Origin of the sequence: Psychrobacillus sp. FSL K6-1415, assembly GCF_038003185.1 — a bacterium.
In the GTDB taxonomy this organism is placed as follows: domain Bacteria; phylum Bacillota; class Bacilli; order Bacillales_A; family Planococcaceae; genus Psychrobacillus; species Psychrobacillus psychrodurans.
Genome location: NZ_JBBOOQ010000001.1, coordinates 497,734 through 520,217 on the forward strand (window position 1 = coordinate 497,734; position 22,484 = coordinate 520,217).

Genomic DNA, 22,484 nt, shown 5'->3' on the forward strand with positions numbered 1-22,484 from the left:
CAAAATGAGAAGATTAGGAATTTCGATATATCCTCAACATAGTACAATAGAAGAAATGCAAAGTTACATTGTGTTAGCGCACAAGAATGGCTTTGATCGAATCTTTACTTGCTTAATGTCTATGAAAAATAATGAGGAAAGAGAAAAACTTCAACAAATCAATCAATTTGCACAACAACTTGGCTTTGATATTTCAGCGGATATTGCACCGCAAGTGTTTGAAGAATTAGGTCTAACTTATAGAGATATTGGCTATTTAAAGGAACATTATTATTTAGATTCTTTACGCTTAGATATGGGTTTCTCAGGTCAAGAGGAGGCGTTCATGTCACTGGACGCTTCCAATTTGAAAGTAGAGCTTAATATTAGTAATGGTACGAAATATGTAGAAAATATATTGTCGTACAAGCCGAACAGGGAAAATATCATCGGTTGTCATAATTTTTATCCAAGAAAGTATACTGGGCTTTCGAGAAAGCATTTCTTGGAATCTTCAAAGCTATATAAAGATAATCATATTCGGACAGCGGCAATGATTTCTTCTGAATATGCAAAGTTTGGTCCTTGGGAAGTAACACTCCATGGTTTACCAACATTAGAAGAACATCGTCATCTGCCAATCGCTGTTCAGGCAAAAGATTTATGGCATACAGGTTTAATTGATGACTTAATCATTGGTAATATGTATGCTTCCGAGGAAGAACTAAAAATATTAGGTAGTTTGAATCGCAGTAAACTAGAGCTGACAGTAGTAACGTCTCCACAAACAACAAGTTTGGAAGAAAAAGTGATTTTTAATGAATTACATTTTAATCGTGGTGACGTTTCTGAATATGTGATTCGTAGTACGCAATCTAGAGTAAAGTATAAAAATGATTTCTTTCCAGCCCATAATACAACTGATATTATGACAGGAGATGTAACGATTGACAACGACTTGGATGTCCGTTACAAAGGTGAGTTGCAGGTAGCTCTAAAAGCTATGCCGAATTCTGGATGTTCAAATGTTGTAGGGAAAGTGGTGCCAGATGAACATTTTCTATTAGAACGCATAGAACCATGGGAGTCGTTTGGTTTTATTAAGTCACATAATTTATGATAGGGAAGGGATTGGGCATATCTTATGCTCAATCTTTTTATTTTATCCATTTTTAATACAAGCATTCAATTTTTGTTTTCTCCTTATACTTCTTCAAATTAACAAAATTTAATCATTATTTTTTCTGTGTAATCCTTTGATGGAAGGTGATACTACGAAGAGTTAGACGAAGGAGGAAGGTATTATGACGATAAATAAAGACATTGAAGCATTAAAATCATACGTAAGTGTAGATCGAAGTGTTTTGAGTATTTATTTGAATACAAATCCGGCTGATCCAGAGCAACTAAATGGTGCTTGGGGGATTCATCTAAAAAGTGGTTTGAAGCGTATCGGAGAGTATATAGAAGCTTCAGGTGATGAAAAGGAATTAAAAGCATTTAATCATGTAAAGGATAAAATAAAAAATGAAATGGAAAAAAATTCATTGGAATTACGTAAAGGGGCAGTTATTTTTGCCAGTGCAAATGATGATTTATGGTCTGTTCATTATGTGCAAGTACCTGTAAAAACCAACTTCTATTGGGAAAACCACCCTGTTACAGAACAACTGGAGTATATGTATAAAGCATATCCAGAAGCCGGTATAATCATGCCTAGCTTTGGAGAAGTTCGAATTTTAGACACGGCATTAGGATTTGTGAGGGACGATGTAACATTTAAATTTGATCCAGTATCCGAGACCTGGAATGAAAAAGTTAAATTGGATAGTCGAGGAAGACGTGCAACAGCAGATAGCAAAACAGCTGTATTAGACACAAAATATAGATCCAATGCAAGTACTTTTTATAAAGGGATGAGAACAACAATTGAACAATTAAAGAAAAAACGAGGGTGGAGGGAATTTCATGTAGCAGGAGAGGCCGAAATGGCGAATGCATTTACCGAGACACTAAGGGATTCACCAGCAAGCTGTATTTACAAAAATTTAAACAATAGTAAAGCGAATGAAGTGATTCATCAAATACTTGAAAAGTAATCAGCAACACTTGAAAGATATTACCAAAATTTCTTGTTTTATTAACTAGTATAAATGATAAAAAAAAACACAATATAAGCTTACAAGGAGGTGAACAACATGCCAAACAGTAATTCAAATCAACTTCTAGTACCAGGCGTAAAACAAGCCCTTGACCAAATGAAATATGAAATCGCACAAGAATTCGGTGTTCAACTTGGAGGAGAAGCTTCAGCGCGTGCTAACGGTTCCGTTGGCGGAGAAATTACAAAGCGTTTAGTAGCTCAAGCCCAATCACAAATGAACGGAAATCAATTTAGCTAAAATTATATTTGGTCGGTGGAAAATTCCACCGGCTTTTTCTGTTCTTTAAAAAAGCCGAGGAGATTCCCAAAGCTTGTAGTTGCTAATGAATTTTGCAATACATAAGAGTCAGTGGTAATTTCTAATAACTTACGTTAATGGATAAGCACCGGCGAGCAATTTCGGTTTCTAATAGCTCTAAAAATTCTGGACTTAATTTTAATTTTTTTGCTTCTAAATAAGACTCGATTAAAAGATCGTCAGACATTTTACTCATAAAACCTAGCACCTCCGTTTTTATTAACTAAAATGGAACAATATGTATCTGCTTCTGAGTAAGTTGGTATAACTACTAAAAGGTTCAAAACTGGCGTTTAATAAGTCGTCAATTAGATAAGAATTTCAGATATCTTTCATAAGACTAATTTAACAAATATTGAATTCAAGAACAACTGTTCTGATATCCACAGGTATAAGTGGATAATATGTTAATAAGTTGTTCATAGATGTTAAAAGCTCTTATATATCAGTGTGAATTATGTGTATAAAGTTATCCACATTTATTGAAAAATCGAATTTTGTCGAAACATTTCCTTAAAATTCAATATAAAAAAGGTTCTAAAACACATTTTCTATGAAAAAAATAGAATTATTTTGAGTTTTATCTAAATTAACCCTAATTTAAAATATGTTTTGGATGTAGCCATGAAAAGATTGTTAATATCTAAATGTTTATCCACAACATTCTGTGGATAAGATGTGGATTACGGTTAATTTATTCACTTTTATATAGATATAACGTAATCTAAACTGTGCATAAAGTTATCCACAGTAGTAAATTAACTGTATTTGTCGAAAATTGAGTGTAATAGGACAATCCAATGACAACATATTTTGGAGTAAATCATTAAAAGGAAGTGAATAGTATATCTAATAAAAAGTGTAAAAAATGCAACAAATTAAATGGGAAAGGTACTTGTCCATGTAAATAAAAAGCCATAGCCTCCACAATAATAGTGGGGGCATGACTTTTTATGATTATAATATTCAAGATCTTAATCCATGTTATTCTTTATCTTCAACATCATCTTTTTCGACGTCATTATCTTCAACATTTTCATCGTCTTCAATATTTACATCCACATCTTCTTCTACGGGATTATCATCCAGATTGTCATCATCATTGTTATCGTCCCCGCAAGCTGCTAATAATCCTACTGTTAGAAATGCTGCGGTACCGATTTTCCACCATTTTTGTCCTGTAATTGAATTGATAGCCATACTTATTACCTCCTAAGGTTAAAGTTTACTCTCCGTCTTTATCTTCCTCTTCAAGCTCTTGTTCTACATCCTCTTCCATATTATCATCTACATCAGACTCGTTTTCTCCATCACCGCACCCCGCTAATAAACCTACTGATAGGAATGCAGCTGCACCTATCTTCCACCATTTTTGTCCTGCAATAGAATTTTTAATCATGTTAATTTCCTCCATTTTCTAATTATTTCTTGTGTATTAGTAAGTACTTACCCCAGATGCATTCTGTTGTAAACATCTTCTATGAGATGACACATGCTCGTTATGTTATTAACATATTTGTAACAAAAGGGTCGTTCAAAAAGATACTACCAACATGACTCCAAAAAACTTAAACTTGATAAAATAGCCATAAGAAAAACCAGGCAAAAGCCCGGTCCCAGACTGTAGACAAACTCAATTTTTGGTGCATAGAGTTGTATACTAAAATCGGCAAGGACCACCACTTCGCTTTCCGTGGGCTTGGCTTCAGCCTCCTCGTCACTGCGAAAACATATGCTCCTGCGGGGTCTTCTGCTCAAGCTGTTCCCACAGGAGTCTTCGTGGTGGTCCTTGCCTTATAAACAAATCCTTAAAGATATTTATTATTACTCATAGCAGTTTATAAAAATACTTTTGTCGTCAAGCTGAAACCAGGCAAAAGCCCGGTCCTTTTAAGGTCAAAACTTATTTCTATTGTTTTCGAATGCTTGAAACTTAAAAGCAGTCTCCTTTTTTAAAAATGTGTGCGTTTTTTCTATATCAATACTAAAAACACGATCTTCTGTAATTGAAGGGACAATCCCTCTTATTTCTTCCCACTTGTTCTTTAAAAGAGGAGACATGTGGATATTTCCTCTATATTCAACTCCTTGCACAGCACAAATTGCTTCGATTGCGATGACTTTACGGCTATTTTGAATGATTTGATTGGCATGTCTTGCTCCAATTGTTCCCATGCTTACATGGTCTTCCTGGTTTGCAGAAGAAGGGATAGAGTCAACTGATGCAGGGTGGGCCAAGGTCTTATTTTCAGAAACAAGGCTTGCTGCTGCATATTGTAAAATCATTGCCCCCGATTGTAATCCAGGTTCTGGGCTTAAAAAGGGGGGTAATCCTTCGTTTAAATGTGGATTAACTAATCGTTCGATTCGTCGTTCAGATACATTTGCAAGTTCAGCAATTGCAACCTTTAAGAAATCCATGGCAAATGCAATTGGTTGACCATGAAAGTTCCCCCCTGAAATAATCTCTTTTCCATCTTCTAAAATTAACGGATTATCAGTAGCTGCATTCATTTCAATTTCTAGTTTTTCCTTTACATAACTCAAGACCTGCCAGCTAGCTCCATGAATTTGCGGTATACATCTAATAGAGTAAGCATCTTGAACGCGTTTTTCACCTTGTTTAGTTACTAGTTGACTGCCCTCAAGCCATTGGAGCATTCTTTTCGCAACTTTCACCTGTTCAGGATAGCCTCTTGCTTCATGAATAGCTGGATGGAAAGCATCGGTAATACCATATAGAGCTTCCATTGTCATGGCAGCAATCCATTCACATTGATAGGCAAGTGTTTCAGATTCAAGCCAGTTGATTACTCCTTGAGCGGTCATCGCTTGCGTTCCATTTATCAGCGCAAGACCTTCTTTAGCTTCTAACACAATGGGGCTTATATTATGCTTCTCCCAAACTTTATGAGATGGAATTTGATTGTCACCGTCCCAAACAAATCCTTCTCCTATCAAAACTAAAGCAAGGTGAGAAAGGGGAGCTAAGTCACCGGAAGCTCCAAGAGAACCCTGCTGAGGAATTACAGGATGAATACGGTTGTTTACCATGTATGCTAATCTCTCTAATACCTCTAAACGAATACCAGAGAAGCCTTTAAGTAATGCGTTTAAACGAAGTACTACCATTGCGCGTGATACAACTTCCTCAAAAGGTTCCCCGATGCCACATGCATGGGAACGAATAAGGTGTAATTGCAAGGCGTGAACATCAGATTCGTTTATACTCACATCACTAAATTTTCCAAAACCAGTGTTGATGCCATAGACGGTGTGACCAGCTTCAACAATCTGTTCAACGACCTTGCGACTTTTTACAACATTTTCCTTAGCACAATCATCTATTGTGATTTGTTCATTCTGATATAAAATTGCTCGCATATGCTCTAGGGTAAGTCCGTTTCCTTTTAGGTTAATCAAGATTTTTCACATTCTTTCTAAGTTGTATTATTTGAATGCAGGTAAGCAAAAAAATTAACCTACCACCTTTACTCCTTTTTTCCACACACTATTCACATGATTTACTCCAAACAAATACTGTAATTGCTGGTAATTTGGAACGTTCCAGAGCACAATATCTGCTTGTTTACCTATTTCTAAAGAGCCGACTTTATCCTCCATTTGAATAGCACAGGCTGCATTGTATGTTGCCGCACATAAGCTCTCAGCGGGAGTAAGTCTCATCGAAATACAGGCTAGATTCATCACAAGCGGCATGGAAGTCGTGGGTGAGGAACCAGGATTGCAATCGGTTGAAATCGCAACTGGCACACCAGCATCGATCATTTCGCGACCCCTCGCAGGATTCTCTCGTAAATACAAAGCTGTTGCAGGCAATAGGCATGCGATAACTCCTTGCTTGGCCATTGCAGCAATACCGCTATCTGATGCCTTCAATAAATGCTCTGCAGAAATAGCTCCCACTTCCGCCGCAAGCTCGGCTCCTCCATAAGGTTCAATTTCATCTGCATGAATTTTAGGTACCAATCCAAGAGCCTTCCCAGCCTCTAAAATTCGCTTTGATTGCTCAGGGGTAAAGACGCCTACTTCACAGAAGACATCATTAAACTTAGCGAGCTTTTCACCGGCTACTCTAGGCAGCATATCATTCACTATCAAATCAACGTATTCATCTTCTTTACCTTTAAATTCAGCGGGAACAGCATGTGCCCCCATAAAAGTTGGAACAATATCTATTGAATGTTCTGTCTGCAACCGCTGCATAACACGAAGTTGTTTTATCTCCGTTTCAACATTTAAACCATATCCACTTTTCCCTTCTACAGTAGTAACGCCATGAGCTAAAAAAGAGTCTAGTCTTTTCTTTGTTTGGGCGAAGAGATCTTCCTCAGTTGCTTCTCGTGTCATCCTACTAGTCGCATGGATACCTCCGCCTGCGTTCATAATATCCATATAAGTGGCGCCTTCTAGACGCATTTCAAATTCACGCTCACGACTTCCACCGTATGCGACATGCGTATGAGGATCAACAAGTCCTGGTGTGACAAGTTTTCCAAACGCATCAATAATTTCCGCTTCATCTATACGAGTTGCATACTTTCTTTGCAACTCCTCTGTTGTACCTATAGCTTGAATCAATTCATTTTCTATCCATATACTTCCATCTTCAATGATAGACAGCTTACTCATGGCTTCTTTCGTTCGTGGACCTTTATGCTCGGTAGCCAAGGTAACTAATTGTGATGCATGTTTAATCCATACAGGATTACTCATATGCTTTAGTCCTCCTTTTCCATCATTGGAATATGGACGCCTTTAGCACGAGCTGTCTTTTCTGCCAGCTCATATCCAGCGTCAAAATGACGAACAATTCCCATACCCGGATCTGAAGTGAGGACTCGTTCTAATCTTGCTTCGGCTTCTTTTGTTCCATCAGCCACTATGACCATACCAGCATGAATGGAATATCCCATTCCGACCCCGCCTCCGTGGTGTACGGAAACCCATGTTGCACCACCAACAGCATTTATCATGGCATTTAAAATAGGCCAATCTGCCACTGCATCTGAGCCATCTTTCATCGCCTCTGTTTCGCGATTAGGAGAGGCCACTGATCCTGAATCTAGATGATCTCGTCCAATGACGATGGGAGCACTTAATTCACCAGAGGCAACCATATCATTGATAATTTTCCCAAAGCGTGCTCGTTCACCATAACCTAACCAGCATATTCTGGAAGGAAGTCCTTGGAATTGGATTTTTTCACGAGCCATTTTAATCCAATTGCATAGATGTGTGTTATAGCTAAATTCGCGTAAAATTACTTCATCCGTTTTATATATGTCTTCAGGATCACCAGACAATGCGACCCATCTGAAGGGACCTTTGCCTTCACAAAACTGTGGACGGATATAAGCAGGGACAAATCCAGGGAAGTCAAACGCACGATCAAACCCTTCATCCTTGGCCACCTGGCGTATATTATTGCCATAATCGAATGTTATGGAACCTTTATCCATTAACTCGACCATAGCACGCACATGCACGGTCATAGAGGTCTTAGAGCGCTTTATATAATCGCTAGGATTTTCTTGGCGTAAGAGTATTGCTTCCTCTAGGGACGTTTGAGAAGGAATATAGCCGTTTAATGGATCATGCGCTGAAGTTTGATCGGTCAATACATCTGGTGTAAAACCACGAGTAATCATTTCAGGTAAAATATCCGCAGCATTTCCAACAAGTCCTATGGATAGAGGTTTCCCAGCTAGCTTTGCTTCTTCTGCTAGTTGAATTGCCTCATCTAATGTATGCGCTTTCAAATCTGTGTAGCGTGTTTCGATGCGTCTATCTATTCTCGTTTCATCTACTTCTATAGCAATACATACTCCACCATTCATCGTAACTGCTAATGGTTGCGCTGCCCCCATACCACCTAACCCCGCGGTAAGTGTAATCGTATTCTTTAACGTTCCATTAAAATGCTGTTTAGCAAGTTCAGCAAATGTTTCATAGGTGCCTTGAACAATTCCTTGAGAGCCAATGTAAATCCAACTGCCAGCAGTCATTTGCCCATACATCATCAATCCCTTTTTATCGAGTTCATGAAAATGTTCCCATGTAGCATAGGCAGGCACTAAATTTGAGTTTGCTATCAATACACGTGGTGCATCGATGTGAGATTTAAATACCGCCACAGGTTTTCCCGATTGGACAAGCAATGTTTCATCATTTTCAAGTTCTTTTAAGGAGCGAACTATTGCATCAAATGCTTCCCAGTTACGAGCTGCCTTTCCAATACCACCGTATACAACTAAGTTGTCAGGATACTCTGCTACCTCCGCATCTAAATTGTTCATAAGCATGCGAAGTGCTGCTTCCTGCAGCCAACCTTTCGTATTTAATTTGGTTCCTCTATATCGGATAACCTTATCGTTAGCTTTTCCCATTTAAATACCTCCTCGATTTCTACCTCTATTCTATCTAAATTTTAAAAATATTTAAGGTTTTTTGTGAAAAAAGTAAAAATTTCTCATCTGCTAACGGGGTGCTTTATTAGCATGCTAGAGTACTGTTTAAGTGAAATGAAACTCTTTCCATTATTAAACGTCTGATTATTCAGATATATATATATATAAGGGGGCAATTATTTTGAGAAAAGCGTGGTTATTCTTAATCACCATAAGCTTTTTCGTGTTATTAGCAGCCTGTAGTGGAGACGAAGAGTCAGCTAAGATGAGTTCGGAAGATAGAGCTTCTGACTCGGCAGAATTTAAGTCGGAAGAAGAAAGTGTAGAAGCGGAAGTGGAACAAGAGAGTGCAACAGGGGATATAGAGGCACCTAACACTCGAATGATTATTCATCAGGCTAGAATAAGCACAAATGTAAAAGATTTAGAAAAAGCCCAGCATAATATGGAACAAAAAGTGAAGAAGTATGATGGCTATGTTGTAGAGTCCAATGTGTATTTGGAATCTGATGAAACAAGTAGTGGGAAAATGGTTGTGCGAATTCCTGAAAAGCATTTTGAAACATTTTTGTCTGAAGCAGAGGCAGAAGCTTCCAAAGTTCTAGAAAAAAATGTAACTGGACAGGATGTAACAGAGCAATATGTAGATCTAAGCTCTCGAGTGAAATCTAAACGCGCAGTGGAGGAGCGCTTACTGGCATTTATGAAAGATGCTCAGAAAACAGAGGACCTACTTAAAATTTCCACTGATTTGGCAAAGATTCAAGAGGAAATAGAAGTACTAGTGGGGAAAATAAACTATTTAGAAAACCAAACATCCTTTTCCACTATTGAACTAACTATGCATGAAAAGCGTGTCATTATTCCAGAAATAGAAAACAAAGACTTGAATACATGGGAAAAAACGAAAAAGCAATTTATTACAAGTACAAATTCACTGTTATCGGTAGGCTCGGGAATTATAGTGTTTGTTATCGGTAATTTACCAGTTCTAGTACTTTTAGGAGTTATTATAGTTGTGGTAGTTTGGATTATAAAGAGAAGAAAAGTAAGAGGATAGTAATCATGGAGTTCTGCTATTGAGGATTCCTAGATTCCGAGAAAAAGCAGCGGTTACTTAAAGAATAGGGCATGTCTTTTACCCGTTTTCTTAAAGATCGTAGGGTTTTAAAGAACGAATAATCCTGTGATTTCCGTTTCATGTGGACGCTTTCCTCGGGTGAGGCAGTGCCCACGCGTCCACTTTTCGTTACACTCAACGGCATATCTATGTTTCTATTCTTAAAGGACCGGGCATGTCTTTTACCGATTTTTTTATGTTTATTAACATCTATGTAACTTACACAGTCGGGTAGTAAATTTTCTCTATTAGCTCTTGATGTTAATTTACTTTCGGAAGGAGTATTTTTACATTTATCAACTGGTGCTGTTTCCTGACTGTCTAAGGTTGTACGATGGAAAGCGAATCTACCAAAGCTGAACAATACGAAGAAATTTATAAATCCCTATAGTTCCTAATTTTAGGGAAATGAATTGTTACTTTTGTATATTTTCCTTCTTCTGATTGAATGGACAGTGTATGACCTAACTTTCGTGTTAATTGTTTTGCTAAGTAGAGTCCGATTCCTGTAGATTTAGGCTGATTCCTTCCAGTTAAACCTGTAAAACCTTTTTGAAACACACGACTTAAATCTTCAGTCGCAATGCCTATACCTGAATCTAGTATACTTATTCTTTTTTCCCTATCGTCTTCTTCAAATTGAACAGCAACTTTACCGCCACGTTCTGTATATTTTATGGAGTTTGCAATAATTTGGTCGATAACAAAACCAAGCCATTTACTATCGCTTTGAACAAATTGGGTAGAATCATCCATTTGGAACTGAATTTCTTTATTGATAAACAGCTTGGAGTATTTTTTTACGCTACTCTTTATAATTTGGTTTGCCGTTACTTCTGTAATGAAATAATCCGTAGAGAACGAATCGATACGGGAATAGTAAAGTGCTTGTTCAACGTAATTATCAATTTTGTCTAACTCATCCTCGAATTTATCGATAAGATAGTCCGTTGTCTTGTTCTCGCTATTTTCCATTAACAAACGGCTTGCCGCTATCGGTAGCTTTACTTCATGTATCCACGATAGGATAAACTCTTGTTGATCCTTTTTTTCGTCGTTTAGATGTTGTAATTGGTTTCTATTGTCTTGATGAATTTTTTTCAATAATTCTAGGAAACGTTTTTGCTGATTGGTTTGCACTTCAGGGAATAGGATGGCAAACTGTTCTTCTACATTTTCAATCGTTTCTACTAGCCCCTTGAAAAACGCTTTACGATAGAAATAACCAATCGTTATATACAGGCAAACAAAAATGAGACAGCTAATATTAATATAAAGAACATTGCTTAAAATATTTTGATCATTTTCACTAAACAACATAACCATTGATATAAACAGCATTAGGCATGTATAAAAAAGTAAAAAGTATCGTTTGTCCCTCACATATTCTGAAACGCTCATTGGATGATATATCCTTCCCCTTTTTTAGTTGTTATAAAATCATCTTTTCCAAGCTCCATTAGCTTTTTTCGAAGTCGATTAATATTCACGGTTAACGTATTATCGTCTACAAAATTTTCGTCTTTCCATAGACTTCGCATCAGTTTATGGCGACTGACAATTGTCCCTTTGTGCTGAATAAGCATTTTTAATATAGTAAATTCTGTTTTTGTCAGAGAAGTTTTAGCCGTATCGTATGATACATCCCAATCGTCAAGGTTTAATATTACCCCACCATGTTCCAATACACTCTGTTGCGAATCCAAATAGGAGTATGTTCGGCGAAGGAGCGCGTTAATTTTAGCAGAAAGTACATCCGTATCAAACGGCTTCTGGATGAAATCATCTCCCCCCATGTTCATCGCCATGATCATATCCATTGGACTAGTTCGAGACGAAATGAAGATAATTGGCACCTTTGAAACTTCTCTTATTTTATTGCACCAAAAGTAGCCGTCAAACGTAGGCAAATTAATGTCTAATAAAACCAAGTGAGGACTTTCAGATATAAATAGCTGTAAAATATTATCAAATGTTTCTACCTTTACTATAGTGTGTCCCCATTTTTCAATCGTTTCTCCTAATAGATTTCGTATTGTTACTTCGTCTTCCACTATCATTAATTTCATTGTAGTACCTCCGTAATTTAATATTGATTTAATAGTAACGAAAAGTAGAAGTAAATAGTATCGTCATGACGAAATTGTAAGATAGCCTATGGATACTGTAAGTTTGCATTATAGTAGCTTATTATAAAATGAAATCAGAAACAAATGTTGAAAGTGCGGAGGGGAGAGCGGAATATTGAAACAGATAGTTGAAGCAAGGAAAATAAAAAAAACATACGGAGCAAGAGGAAATCTATTTACTGCTTTGGATGAAATAGATCTAACTGTACAGGAAGGTGAATTTGTTGGAATCATGGGTCCCTCAGGAGCAGGTAAATCCACGCTATTAAATGTGCTAGCTACAATTGATGAACCAACCTCTGGAGAAATTACAATTGATGGATTTACTATTTTAAATATGAATGAGGAGCAATTATCCAACTTTAGAAGAGATAAGTTAGGATTCATCTTTCAGGATTACAATTTGCTAGACACGTTAACGGTTAAAGAGAATATTTTACTTCCGTTAGCATTAGCAAAAATAGATGTTATCAAACTGGAGGAACGGGTTGAAGCGGTAGCGGAAAAGTTTGGAATTACCGCAATTTTAGATAAGTATCCATATCAAATTTCAGGGGGACAAAAACAGAGAACCGCTGCTTCTCGTGCCATTGTTACGAAACCAAGCTTATTGTTAGCAGATGAACCAACAGGCGCATTGGATTCCAAGTCAGCAACTGATTTACTGGAAAGCTTGAAGGAATTAAGCGAGCAGGAACAAGCAACAATTCTAATGGTTACTCATGATGCCTATGCGGCAAGTTATTGTGGGCGTGTAATATTTATTAAAGACGGTAAGTTATTTACAGAGCTTGTAAAAGGGAAGTCATCACGAAAAGAATTTTTTCAAAAAGTGTTAGATGTGCTATCCGCACTTGGAGGCGGGACAAATGACATTATTTGATTTGGCGAAGAAAAATATTCAAGGGAACTTCAGTAATTACTTGGTTTACTTCGTATCAATGGTTTTTAGTATAATCATTTATTTTACATTTGTATCCCTCCAATACAATGAAAAAATACAACAAAGTATTTTATTATCAAATACGATGAACTTTTTATTTATGGCATCCTCTCTATTGCTATTATTGTTTGTCGCTGTATTTATTCTCTATTCGAATTCCTTTTTTACACGAAATCGCAAAAGAGAAGTTGGGTTATACTCCTTGCTAGGGTTAAAAAAGAAAACAATCGGAAAAATGCTTTTTTATGAAAATTTTCTAATGGGTATGTTGGCTCTAGTTGTTGGAATCATATTCGGAACACTGCTCTCTAAGCTATTTACTATGATTTTAGTCAAACTAATGGGATCTAGTGCAGAGATTGAGTTTGGGATATCCATAGAAGCGATTGGTCAAACAATTTTAGTGTTTTTGATAATTATCATCATCACTTCTATTCAAGGATATCGGTTGATCTATCGTTTTAAATTGATCGAGCTGTTTCATGCAGCGAAAAAAGGAGAGCTGACACCGAAAGTATCCATTGGCTCTACAGTTCTTGGGCTATTATTGTTGATAGTTAGTTACTGGCTTATTTTAAGATCCTTCCCGGAAGAATTAACGGAAGGATACATATTGGCCAATTATGGAATTGCGTTAGTCTCTATGGTGATTGGAACACATTTGTTTTTCAGTTCCGTTGTTATCTCTCTCTTAAAATTGTACAAACGAAATAAGGCACGTTACTACAAAGGGACGAACTTAATAGGTACATCTCAGTTATTACATCGAATTCAAGGCAATGCACGTACATTTACAATGATTGCATTATTAAGTGCAGTGACAATCAGTCTCTTTGGAGCAGCTTATAGTGGATACTATGGGAATGAAAAGAATTCCTTTGAAATGGTACCTTTTAGCTATTCCCACCAGTCAAAAGGAGATGAGTTCGACGATCAAATAGAAAGTCTTATACAGGCTGATAAAGAACATCCGATAACTGCTCAAGTGGAACTTCCTATTGTGGAGGTAGAAGGACAACTGACTTTTACATTTAGCTATGAAGTTACCGCCATGAAGTTGGTCCCTGTGAAAGCATATAATGAAGTGGTAAAAGCGTTACAGACAGGTAAGGTCTTGTCCTTATCAGAAGATGAAGCTATAGCCATTAAGCCAAGGCTAACAGAGTATAATTCCTCTCTTTTTAAAGGTGAACAATTGCTCCTTTCAGACGAAATGCATGAGCTTACATTTGTAGACATGCTAGAAGGTAGTGTGTTGCCCTTTGATTATCCAGATTTTTATATCATTGTGAGTGACGAATTTTTTACGGAAATCGCAAACGATATCAAGCCTAAATTATATAAGGTATATGAAGTAGAAGGGGAAAAATCGACTGCAGTAACCTCTGAGAAAATCAATCAATTGGTTGGTAAGGAAGATTTTCAGGTGTATCCATCATTTTATACTGAATATAAGGAAGGAAAAGAAGGTAATGCGCTAACTCTATTCATTTTTGGTTTTCTTGGCCTTGTATTTTTAGCTGCAACAGGAAGTATTATATATTTTAAACAGTTAACAGAAGCCAATGAAACAAAAACAAGCTATGAAATCCTACGGAAAATAGGTGTAAATAAAAGAGCGGTTCGTAACACCATTCATATGCAAACTCTATTTGTATTTGGATTGCCACTAACGGTTGGCATCGTTCATAGTAGTGTAATATTAAATTTTATAAGTAACTTTATATCCGATCTTATTGGAGCAAATGTAATAGTTCCAATCGTGACTGCAATGGCTGCCTTTATAGTGATATATATCGGATATTATATTCTAACAGTCCACACATACAATAAAATAGCGAACAAATAATAATGAAAGCATCTCTGGATTTCTCAAGGGATGCTTTATTCGTGTAAAGAAAAAGGTATCATAATTTCTAAAACTTCATACTATGTATAAATAACTCCCATGAATGGAGGGAAACATGGACATTTTAAACAAAGTAAGAAATTATCGAGAAGAAGAGAACCAGCTCAAGTGGGAAGGTACGTTTGAAGAATTTTTAGCGATTGTGAAGGAACGTCCAGAGGTTGCCCAAACGGCACATGCACGGGTTTATAGCATGATAAAAAATGCTGGACTTACTGAACAAGATAACAAAAAACAATATACTTTTTTTGAAAATGAGATTTTCGGATTAGAAGAATCATTAGAGCGATTAGTAGAAGAATATTTCCATCCTGCAGCCAGAAGGTTAGATGTACGAAAACGAATTTTGTTATTGATGGGGCCGGTAAGTGGAGGGAAGTCGACTATTGTAACACTACTTAAACGAGGATTTGAACAATATTCTCGCACAGACGAAGGTGCGGTATACGCTATAAAAGGTTGTCCAATGCATGAAGATCCACTGCATTTAATCCCACAGCATTTACGAGAAGATTTCTTTGCTGAATATGGAATTCGTATTGAAGGTAGTTTGTCACCTTTAAACTCGATGAGGCTTGAGAAAGAGTACGGTGGTCGAGTCGAGGATGTAATAGTGGAGCGTATTTTCTTTTCAGAAGACAAACGAGTAGGTATTGGGACGTTCACACCTTCCGATCCTAAATCTCAAGATATCGCTGACTTAACGGGTTCTATAGACTTCTCTACAATAGCGGAATATGGCTCAGAATCAGATCCTCGTGCTTACCGTTTTGATGGAGAGTTGAATAAGGCAAATCGTGGAATGATGGAGTTCCAAGAAATGTTGAAACTGGATGAGAAATTTCTTTGGCATTTATTATCATTAACACAGGAAGGAAATTTTAAGGCAGGCCGCTTTGCATTAATCAGTGCAGATGAATTGATCGTAGCCCATACTAATGAAACAGAGTACCGGTCATTTATAGCCAATAAAAAGAATGAAGCATTACATTCTCGTATTATTGTTATGCCAATTCCTTATAATCTAAAGGTAAGTCAGGAAGAACGCATTTATGAAAAGATGATTAGGGAAAGTGATATGACACATGTGCATATTGCTCCACATGCATTAAGGGCGGCCGCATTTTTCTCCGTACTAACGCGACTTGAGATACCCAAAAAATCAGGAATAGATCTCGTCAAAAAAATGCGACTATATGATGGCGAAAATGTGGAAGGCTTTAATGACATCGATGTGGAGGAATTGAAGAAAGAGTCCCAAAATGAAGGAATGAATGGAATTGATCCACGTTATGTGATCAACCGTATTTCCTCTGCGATAATTCGAAAGGAAGTTCCGTCGATTAATGCGCTAGACGTGTTACGTTCTTTAAAAGAGGGGCTTGATCAGCATGCATCCATCTCAGATGAAGACAAAGAAAAATACATGAATTATATAGCGATTGCTCGCAAAGAATACGATGAAATTGCAAAGAAAGAAGTACAAAAAGCGTTTGTTTACTCATATGAAGAGTCCGCAATTACATTGATGAATAACTATTTGGATAACGTCGAGGCATTTTGCAATAAAAACAAAATGAGAGATCCATTGACTGGTGAAGAGATGAACCCAGATGAGAAACTGATGCGCTCCATTGAGGAACAAATTGGCATTTCTGAAAATGCGAAAAAAGCATTCCGTGAAGAAATACTCATCCGATTATCGGCATACGCAAGAAAAGGAAAACGTTTTGAATATAATTCGCATGAGCGCCTACGTGAAGCCATCCAGAAGAAATTATTTGCAGATTTAAAGGATGTCGTGAAAATAACAACTTCAGCGAAGACACCAGATGAAGCCCATCTGAAAAAAGTAAATGAAGTTGTGGCAAGATTAATAGACGAACATGGATACAACTCCACGTCAGCCAATGAACTATTGAAATATGTTGGTAGTTTACTTAATCGCTAGACGCAGACGAAGGATAAATAACAAAGAGGAAACTAATAAGGAATAATAGTTTTTTGGAGAATAGGATCTTTTTAGTGATACTACTGATTTACGTTTCAGGTAGACACTTTCCGAGGGGTGAGCGATGAGCGATCACCGTCGATTGCGCGTCGCTGTGATAGCTCATCTGTCTCCCTCATCCCGCCGGAGTCGCTAACTGTAACGAATGTCAATATAATGTGTAGTACTAAATATTAAGAGTTAGCAAAGACTATCGCTAAGACGATAATATTAGTCAAAGTTATTTAGGGATAGAACCGTCTGCCCAAATACTATTTTACAATGAAAGAAGAAAGTGGATTTTCTTGTATCTGAGCCCATTTCATTTTTACTTATTTGAAGATAGAACATGTATATTTGAGTCGATTTCATAATTACTTGTTTCATTTAAAAATACGAATGTTTACTTAATATCGAATATATTATTCGTTTTTTTAAAAGCAATCCTGTTGATTGGAGTGGCAGGCGGCGACTCCAGCGGGAACAGCGCGAGCTGAAAGCCCCGTAGGGAAGACATTGGTCAAACTCTGCTTGACCAATGTCTTTGCGACGAGTAACCGCAGGAGCATATGTTTTCGTAGTGACGAGGAGATTGAAGCCGTGCCCGCGGAAAGCGTCCGCCTAGAGCGGAAATCAGCGTTGTTCGGATTTAACTATATAATATTCTTTATGAAATTGATTCTTTTAGGTGGTTTTATATCCAACTATTCATTTTATATAAAGTGGACCTAGTTGATTGGAAAGCAGAGTGGCGACACTAGTGGGAACAGCGCGAGCGGAAGACCCTGTACTGAGCGGTAGCGAAAATCTTTTTTGCGCAGGAGCAAGCGAAGCGACTGAAGCCGTGACCACGGAAAGCGTCCGCCCTTCGCTACAATCAACGGCATATCTACGTTTCTGTTCTTAAAGGACCAGGCATGTCTTTTACCCAACTATTCTTCTTCTTTTAAAAAAGGCAATTCCAAAACCGATTATTCGGTATTTGGATGCCTTTTTTCTTATCAGTTTATTTTTCGTTTACATCTGCAATAAGAATGACAAACGGGCATATGATAAAAAATAGGTAGGTGTTGAGAAAAATGGAGAATAAAGAAGCAAAACAATTTGTCGTTTCTCAGGAAAACTGGTCTTTGCATCGAAAGGGACACCAAGACCAACAGCGGCATATGGAGAAAGTAAAGGAAGCGATTCAAAACAACTTGCCCGATTTAATCAGTGAAGAAAATATCATTATGTCTAATGGACGAGAAGTCATTAAAATCCCGATTCGCTCACTAGATGAATATAAAATTAGGTATAACTATGATTCATCAAAGCATGTTGGGCAAGGTGATGGGGATAGTCAAGTAGGAGATGTTATTGCAAAAGGTTCAGGTGATGAACAAGGAAAAGCAGGGCAAGGGAAACAAGCTGGTGATCAAGCAGGTCAAGATTACTATGAAGCAGAGATATCTATTGGAGAAATAGAGACAGAGCTTTTCAACCAAATGGAGCTCCCTAATTTAGAAGAAAAGGAACAGGCAGAAATTACAACCGAACATATTACGTTCAATGATATACGAAAAAAAGGTCTAATGGGCAATATTGATAAAAAGCGAACTATCATGACCGCTATTAAGCGAAATGCAATGAAAGGGAAGGCAGAGATAATGCCTATTCACCAAGATGACTTGCGCTTTAAAACATGGGATGAAGTAGTAAAACCAGAGTCAAAAGCGGTAGTTTTAGCGATGATGGATACAAGTGGATCGATGGGGAATTTTGAAAAGTATTGTGCAAGAAGCTTTTTCTTCTGGATGACAAGGTTTTTACGCTCCCAGTATGAAACGGTGGAAATTGAATTTATTGCCCACCATACAGAAGCAAAGGTTGTAACGGAAGAAGCGTTTTTTTCAAAAGGAGAAAGTGGTGGTACGATTTGCTCCTCGGCATACATGAAAGCACTAGAGCTTATTCAAGAGAAGTATAGTCCCTCTCGTTATAATATATATCCTGTTCATTTTTCGGATGGTGAAAATATGACGAGTGATAATGCCAAGTGTATTCAACTAGTGAACGAACTAATGGAAGTATCCAGTATTTTTGGCTACGGTGAGGTAAACGCCCATAGTAGATATTCCACATTAATGAACACCTATAAAAAAATTGAAAATCCAAAGTTTAGGTACTATGTATTGAAAGAAAATCAAGACGTTTATGAAGCACTGAAGAGTATTTTTCAAAAGGGAGTCAAGTAATGGAGAGAAAACTACAACATGCCATTGGGGAAATTACCGAAATTGCCACAGCATTCGGCCTCGATACGTATCCGATGAGGTACGAAATATGCCCCGCGGATATCATTTATACATTCGGTGCGTACGGCATGCCTACACGTTTTGCCCATTGGAGTTTTGGAAAACAATTTCATAAGATGAAAATGCAATATGATTTTGGACTAAGCCAAATTTATGAATTAGTAATTAATTCAGATCCTTGCTATGCATTTTTATTGGACACAAATAGTCTTATACAAAATAAGCTTATTATTGCACATGTACTCGCTCATTGTGACTTCTTCAAACATAATGTTCGTTTCTCGAATACACGAAGAGATATGGTGGAAAGTATGACAGCGACCGCCGAACGAATTGCAGCATATGAAATGCTTTATGGAAAAGAAGAGGTTGAAAGCTTTTTAGACGCCGTATTAGCTATCCAAGAGCACATCGACCCATCCATTATGAGACCTAAATTACCAGTTTATGAGGATGAGGGAGAAGAAGAGGTCGTAAAAAAAACAGATTATGATGATTTATGGAATTTGGATAGTCGAGAAAATAAAACAAGATTGGTTCTTCCTAATAGAAAAAAATTTCCTCCAAAACCCGAAAAAGACCTACTCCTTTTTATAGAGGAATACAGCAGTGAGTTAGAGGAGTGGCAACGAGATATTTTAACAATGATGCGAGAGGAAATGCTCTATTTTTGGCCACAATTGGAAACAAAAATTATGAACGAGGGCTGGGCTTCCTATTGGCACCAACGAATACTAAGAGAAATGGATTTAACGAGTGATGAAACAATCGAATTTGCCAAATTGAATGCGAATGTCGTTCAACCTTCCAAAACTGGCATTAATCCATATTATTTAGGTGTGAAAATTTTCGAGGATATAGAATTGAGATATAATAATCCAACAAAAGAAATGAAGGAGTTAGGAATTGAACCTAATTCCGGCAGAGAAAAAATGTTTGAAGTAAGAGAAATAGAATCAGACATTTCTTTTATTCGAAATTACTTAACTAAGGACTTAGTAAAAAAGGAAGACTTATATTTATTTGAGAAAAAGAATGGCAACTATGAAATAACAGATAAGGATTATGAAAATGTCCGTGATCAGCTCGTGTCGATGCGAGTGAATGGAAGCTTTCCTTATATTGTAGTAGAAAATGGGGACTATATGAGGCTTGGAGAGTTGTATTTACATCATGGCTATGAAGGTACAGAACTAGACCCTCACTATTTGGAAAATGTTCTCCCATATATTCATCAATTATGGGGGCGAACAATTCATATGGAAACTGTAGTAGATGGAAAACAGGTTTTATATACATTTGATGGAAAAAAAGTATCTAAAATGAATATGTAAGATAAAAACGAGATTCTCTATATAGAGAATCTCGTTTTTATAAGAAAAATTTTAAAATCAGAAGGCTGCTTTCTGCAAAGGGTCTGCGATTCTCCACTTGGACGCAATATTCACGTTAGAGAAGGGTGCTTTGCATTTTTATTTCAAGTTTTCGTTCAAGATGCTATTCTCTAATACAGAAAATTTATCTCCATACACTTTTGTAATATGCACTTCTCCCCATGTACAGAGCGCACTTAATATACTTTCAAGGCTTGAACCATATTCGCTCAGTTCATATTCTACTTTGGGTGGTACTTGGTTATAGACAATTCTGTTTATAACACCATCTTCCTCTAATTCTCTTAGTTGTTGTGTCAACATCTTCTGAGTGATGTCTGGCATAAGTCTTTTCAATTCACTCGTTCGCTTTTTTCCGTGTGTTAAATGACATAATATGACACATTTCCACTTACCACCAATAACTTCCAATGTTGCTTCTACAGATATATTATACTTCTTTTGTTTCATACTATTTCTCCTTTTATAGGTACTAAAAAGTATCTATATAACTTTATGGTGCCTATATTACTTTAAAGTGCGTACTTTTCTTTTGGGTGACTATGAACCATAATAACATTTGCCGGCAGAATTACAATATGTTTTGGTCTCATGGACTATATTTATACAGAATTCGAAAGAAAGGTCGAGAAATAATGACTTCAGATAAAAAAAGAAGTAATTTTGCATTACTAGCATTAGCAGTAAGCGCATTTGCAATAGGAACGACAGAATTTGTTAGTGTTGGATTGTTACCGCTAATATCAAACGATTTGGATATATCACTAACTACAGCTGGACTAACCGTTTCCTTATATGCGCTAGGTGTAACAATAGGTGCACCAGTATTAACATCACTTACTTCTAGGATGCCACGTAAATCCTTACTACTATGGATAATGATAGTTTTTATTATAGGTAATGGAATTGCTGCTGGAGCAACTAGTGTAACAGTGCTTTTAATTGCACGTATCATTTCTGCATTTTCACATGGTGTTTTTATGTCCATCGGTTCGACAATAGCTGCTGACTTAGTGCCAGAAGATAAAAGAGCAAGTGCAATTTCTATAATGTTTACAGGATTAACCGTGGCAACTATTACAGGTGTCCCTTTTGGTACTTTCCTTGGGCAACAGTTCGGTTGGCGTTTCGCTTTTGTGGCAATTGTCGTTATAGGAATAGTAGGATTTATAGCAAATAGCATACTTATTCCATCTGATTTACGGAAAGGCACACGGACCTCGTTAAAAGATCAAGTAAAGCTTGTTACAAATGGTAGATTATTATTGGTTTTAATAATTACAGCACTTGGTTATGGAGGGACATTTGTCGTGTTCACGTATTTATCACCATTACTACAGTCTGTAACGGGATTCAAACAAGGAACTATCGCAGTAATTTTACTTATTTATGGGATTGCAATTGCAATTGGAAATATGATTGGCGGGAAGCTTTCGGATAAAAACCCGATTGGCTCACTCTTTTATATGTTTATAATACAAGCAATTGTACTGTTTCTATTAACATTTACAGCTCCTTTTAAAGTAGCAGGGTTAATAACCATCATTTTAATGGGGTTATTTGCATTTATGAATGTTCCAGGACTGCAAGTATATGTAGTAATGCTAGCAGAGCGATTTGTACCAAGTGCAGTTGACGTTGCTTCTGCAATGAATATAGCTGCTTTTAACGCTGGTATTGCGGTTGGATCTTATTTAGGAGGATTTGTTGCTGCTTCTCTCGGCCTCATCCACACTGCTTGGATTGGAGCGATAATGGTTATGCTTGCAGCTATCTTAACCGGTATTAGTCGAATGCTAGAGAGAAAAGACCAACACAATAATTAATATT

General features: G+C 37.0%; 19 protein-coding genes. 10 read left to right on the top strand and 9 right to left on the bottom strand.

Features of this window, described 5'->3' with window-relative positions; translation table 11 throughout:
• The first annotated feature begins 4 nt into the window (after positions 1–4).
• From MKY60_RS02445 to MKY60_RS02455, 3 genes are all read left to right on the top strand, one after another.
• A complete protein-coding gene (locus tag MKY60_RS02445) occupies positions 5–1,099 on the top strand; it encodes a DUF871 domain-containing protein (protein ID WP_241597407.1) in 1,095 nt (364 codons plus the stop codon).
• Positions 1,100–1,283: 184 nt separating this feature from the next.
• The gene (locus MKY60_RS02450; protein WP_090564867.1) at positions 1,284–2,078 is read left to right on the top strand and encodes a VLRF1 family aeRF1-type release factor; all 795 of its coding nucleotides are present in this window, start codon (positions 1,284–1,286) and stop codon (positions 2,076–2,078) included.
• A gap of 99 nt (positions 2,079–2,177) precedes the next feature.
• Positions 2,178–2,381, top strand: a complete 204-nt coding sequence (locus MKY60_RS02455) for an alpha/beta-type small acid-soluble spore protein (protein WP_090564865.1) — start codon at positions 2,178–2,180, stop codon at positions 2,379–2,381.
• 121 nt (positions 2,382–2,502) lie between these two features.
• Here the strand turns inward: MKY60_RS02455 and MKY60_RS02460 are convergent, their stop codons facing one another.
• The 6 genes from MKY60_RS02460 to hutU all read right to left on the bottom strand — a co-directional run bounded on the left by MKY60_RS02460 (position 2,503) and on the right by hutU (position 8,851).
• The gene (locus MKY60_RS02460; RefSeq protein WP_093493521.1) at positions 2,503–2,637 is read right to left on the bottom strand and encodes a sporulation histidine kinase inhibitor Sda; all 135 of its coding nucleotides are present in this window, start codon (positions 2,635–2,637) and stop codon (positions 2,503–2,505) included.
• A 788-nt stretch (positions 2,638–3,425) separates the two neighbouring features.
• A complete protein-coding gene (locus MKY60_RS02465) occupies positions 3,426–3,641 on the bottom strand; it encodes a hypothetical protein (protein ID WP_090564861.1) in 216 nt (71 codons plus the stop codon).
• 25 nt (positions 3,642–3,666) lie between these two features.
• Positions 3,667–3,840, bottom strand: coding sequence for a hypothetical protein (locus MKY60_RS02470; protein WP_241597404.1), 174 nt, complete (start codon positions 3,838–3,840; stop codon positions 3,667–3,669).
• A 497-nt stretch (positions 3,841–4,337) separates the two neighbouring features.
• The gene (hutH, locus tag MKY60_RS02475) at positions 4,338–5,864 is read right to left on the bottom strand and encodes a histidine ammonia-lyase (RefSeq protein ID WP_340928458.1); all 1,527 of its coding nucleotides are present in this window, start codon (positions 5,862–5,864) and stop codon (positions 4,338–4,340) included.
• Positions 5,865–5,918: 54 nt separating this feature from the next.
• A complete protein-coding gene (hutI, locus tag MKY60_RS02480) occupies positions 5,919–7,178 on the bottom strand; it encodes an imidazolonepropionase (protein ID WP_340928461.1) in 1,260 nt (419 codons plus the stop codon).
• Positions 7,179–7,183: 5 nt separating this feature from the next.
• Positions 7,184–8,851, bottom strand: a complete 1,668-nt coding sequence (hutU, locus tag MKY60_RS02485; protein WP_241597382.1) for a urocanate hydratase — start codon at positions 8,849–8,851, stop codon at positions 7,184–7,186.
• Between the two features lie 202 nt (positions 8,852–9,053).
• Between hutU and MKY60_RS02490 the strand changes: the two genes are divergently transcribed.
• On the top strand, positions 9,054–9,932 hold the full coding sequence (locus MKY60_RS02490; protein WP_093493529.1) for a DUF4349 domain-containing protein: 879 nt from the start codon (positions 9,054–9,056) through the stop codon (positions 9,930–9,932).
• 435 nt (positions 9,933–10,367) lie between these two features.
• On the opposite strand, the gene MKY60_RS02495 is transcribed toward MKY60_RS02490, so the two are convergent.
• Positions 10,368–11,393: a sensor histidine kinase gene (locus MKY60_RS02495; protein ID WP_093493531.1), complete on the bottom strand. Its 1,026-nt coding sequence runs from the start codon at positions 11,391–11,393 to the stop codon at positions 10,368–10,370.
• Entirely contained in the window at positions 11,390–12,061 is a 672-nt protein-coding gene (locus tag MKY60_RS02500; protein WP_340928464.1) for a response regulator transcription factor, read from the bottom strand. The genes MKY60_RS02495 and MKY60_RS02500 overlap by 4 nt, the downstream gene beginning before the upstream one ends.
• 175 nt (positions 12,062–12,236) lie before the next feature.
• Here MKY60_RS02500 and MKY60_RS02505 point away from each other — a divergent pair, with 175 nt between their 5' ends.
• From MKY60_RS02505 to MKY60_RS02525, 5 genes are all read left to right on the top strand, one after another.
• Entirely contained in the window at positions 12,237–13,004 is a 768-nt protein-coding gene (locus MKY60_RS02505) for an ABC transporter ATP-binding protein (RefSeq protein WP_093493535.1), read from the top strand.
• Positions 12,991–14,913 (top strand): ABC transporter permease, encoded by a 1,923-nt coding sequence (locus MKY60_RS02510; protein WP_340928467.1) that lies wholly within the window; start codon positions 12,991–12,993, stop codon positions 14,911–14,913. The genes MKY60_RS02505 and MKY60_RS02510 overlap by 14 nt, the downstream gene beginning before the upstream one ends.
• 115 nt (positions 14,914–15,028) lie before the next feature.
• Entirely contained in the window at positions 15,029–16,924 is a 1,896-nt protein-coding gene (locus MKY60_RS02515; RefSeq protein WP_090564841.1) for a PrkA family serine protein kinase, read from the top strand.
• A 1,118-nt stretch (positions 16,925–18,042) separates the two neighbouring features.
• On the top strand, positions 18,043–19,200 hold the full coding sequence (gene yhbH / locus MKY60_RS02520; RefSeq protein WP_093493539.1) for a sporulation protein YhbH: 1,158 nt from the start codon (positions 18,043–18,045) through the stop codon (positions 19,198–19,200).
• A complete protein-coding gene (locus tag MKY60_RS02525; RefSeq protein WP_241597374.1) occupies positions 19,200–20,594 on the top strand; it encodes a SpoVR family protein in 1,395 nt (464 codons plus the stop codon). The genes yhbH and MKY60_RS02525 overlap by 1 nt, the downstream gene beginning before the upstream one ends.
• A 138-nt stretch (positions 20,595–20,732) precedes the next feature.
• On the opposite strand, the gene MKY60_RS02530 is transcribed toward MKY60_RS02525, so the two are convergent.
• On the bottom strand, positions 20,733–21,104 hold the full coding sequence (locus MKY60_RS02530) for a winged helix-turn-helix transcriptional regulator (protein WP_090564834.1): 372 nt from the start codon (positions 21,102–21,104) through the stop codon (positions 20,733–20,735).
• A 185-nt stretch (positions 21,105–21,289) separates the two neighbouring features.
• Here MKY60_RS02530 and MKY60_RS02535 point away from each other — a divergent pair, with 185 nt between their 5' ends.
• Positions 21,290–22,480 (top strand): MFS transporter, encoded by a 1,191-nt coding sequence (locus MKY60_RS02535; RefSeq protein WP_340928469.1) that lies wholly within the window; start codon positions 21,290–21,292, stop codon positions 22,478–22,480.
• The last annotated feature ends 4 nt before the right edge of the window (positions 22,481–22,484 follow it).

Bases quoted from the DNA above. Each gene is read 5' to 3' on its own strand.
- MKY60_RS02445 (WP_241597407.1), top strand. From the start codon at position 5: ATGAGAAGATTAGGAATTTCGATATATCCTCAACATAGTACAATAGAA.
- MKY60_RS02450 (WP_090564867.1), top strand. From the start codon at position 1,284: ATGACGATAAATAAAGACATTGAAGCATTAAAATCATACGTAAGTGTA.
- MKY60_RS02455 (WP_090564865.1), top strand. From the start codon at position 2,178: ATGCCAAACAGTAATTCAAATCAACTTCTAGTACCAGGCGTAAAACAA.
- MKY60_RS02460 (WP_093493521.1), bottom strand. From the start codon at position 2,637: ATGAGTAAAATGTCTGACGATCTTTTAATCGAGTCTTATTTAGAAGCA.
- MKY60_RS02465 (WP_090564861.1), bottom strand. From the start codon at position 3,641: ATGGCTATCAATTCAATTACAGGACAAAAATGGTGGAAAATCGGTACC.
- MKY60_RS02470 (WP_241597404.1), bottom strand. From the start codon at position 3,840: ATGATTAAAAATTCTATTGCAGGACAAAAATGGTGGAAGATAGGTGCA.
- hutI (WP_340928461.1), bottom strand. From the start codon at position 7,178: ATGAGTAATCCTGTATGGATTAAACATGCATCACAATTAGTTACCTTG.
- hutU (WP_241597382.1), bottom strand. From the start codon at position 8,851: ATGGGAAAAGCTAACGATAAGGTTATCCGATATAGAGGAACCAAATTA.
- MKY60_RS02495 (WP_093493531.1), bottom strand. From the start codon at position 11,393: ATGAGCGTTTCAGAATATGTGAGGGACAAACGATACTTTTTACTTTTT.
- MKY60_RS02500 (WP_340928464.1), bottom strand. From the start codon at position 12,061: ATGAAATTAATGATAGTGGAAGACGAAGTAACAATACGAAATCTATTA.
- MKY60_RS02510 (WP_340928467.1), top strand. From the start codon at position 12,991: ATGACATTATTTGATTTGGCGAAGAAAAATATTCAAGGGAACTTCAGT.
- MKY60_RS02515 (WP_090564841.1), top strand. From the start codon at position 15,029: ATGGACATTTTAAACAAAGTAAGAAATTATCGAGAAGAAGAGAACCAG.
- yhbH (WP_093493539.1), top strand. From the start codon at position 18,043: ATGGAGAATAAAGAAGCAAAACAATTTGTCGTTTCTCAGGAAAACTGG.
- MKY60_RS02525 (WP_241597374.1), top strand. From the start codon at position 19,200: ATGGAGAGAAAACTACAACATGCCATTGGGGAAATTACCGAAATTGCC.
- MKY60_RS02530 (WP_090564834.1), bottom strand. From the start codon at position 21,104: ATGAAACAAAAGAAGTATAATATATCTGTAGAAGCAACATTGGAAGTT.
- MKY60_RS02535 (WP_340928469.1), top strand. From the start codon at position 21,290: ATGACTTCAGATAAAAAAAGAAGTAATTTTGCATTACTAGCATTAGCA.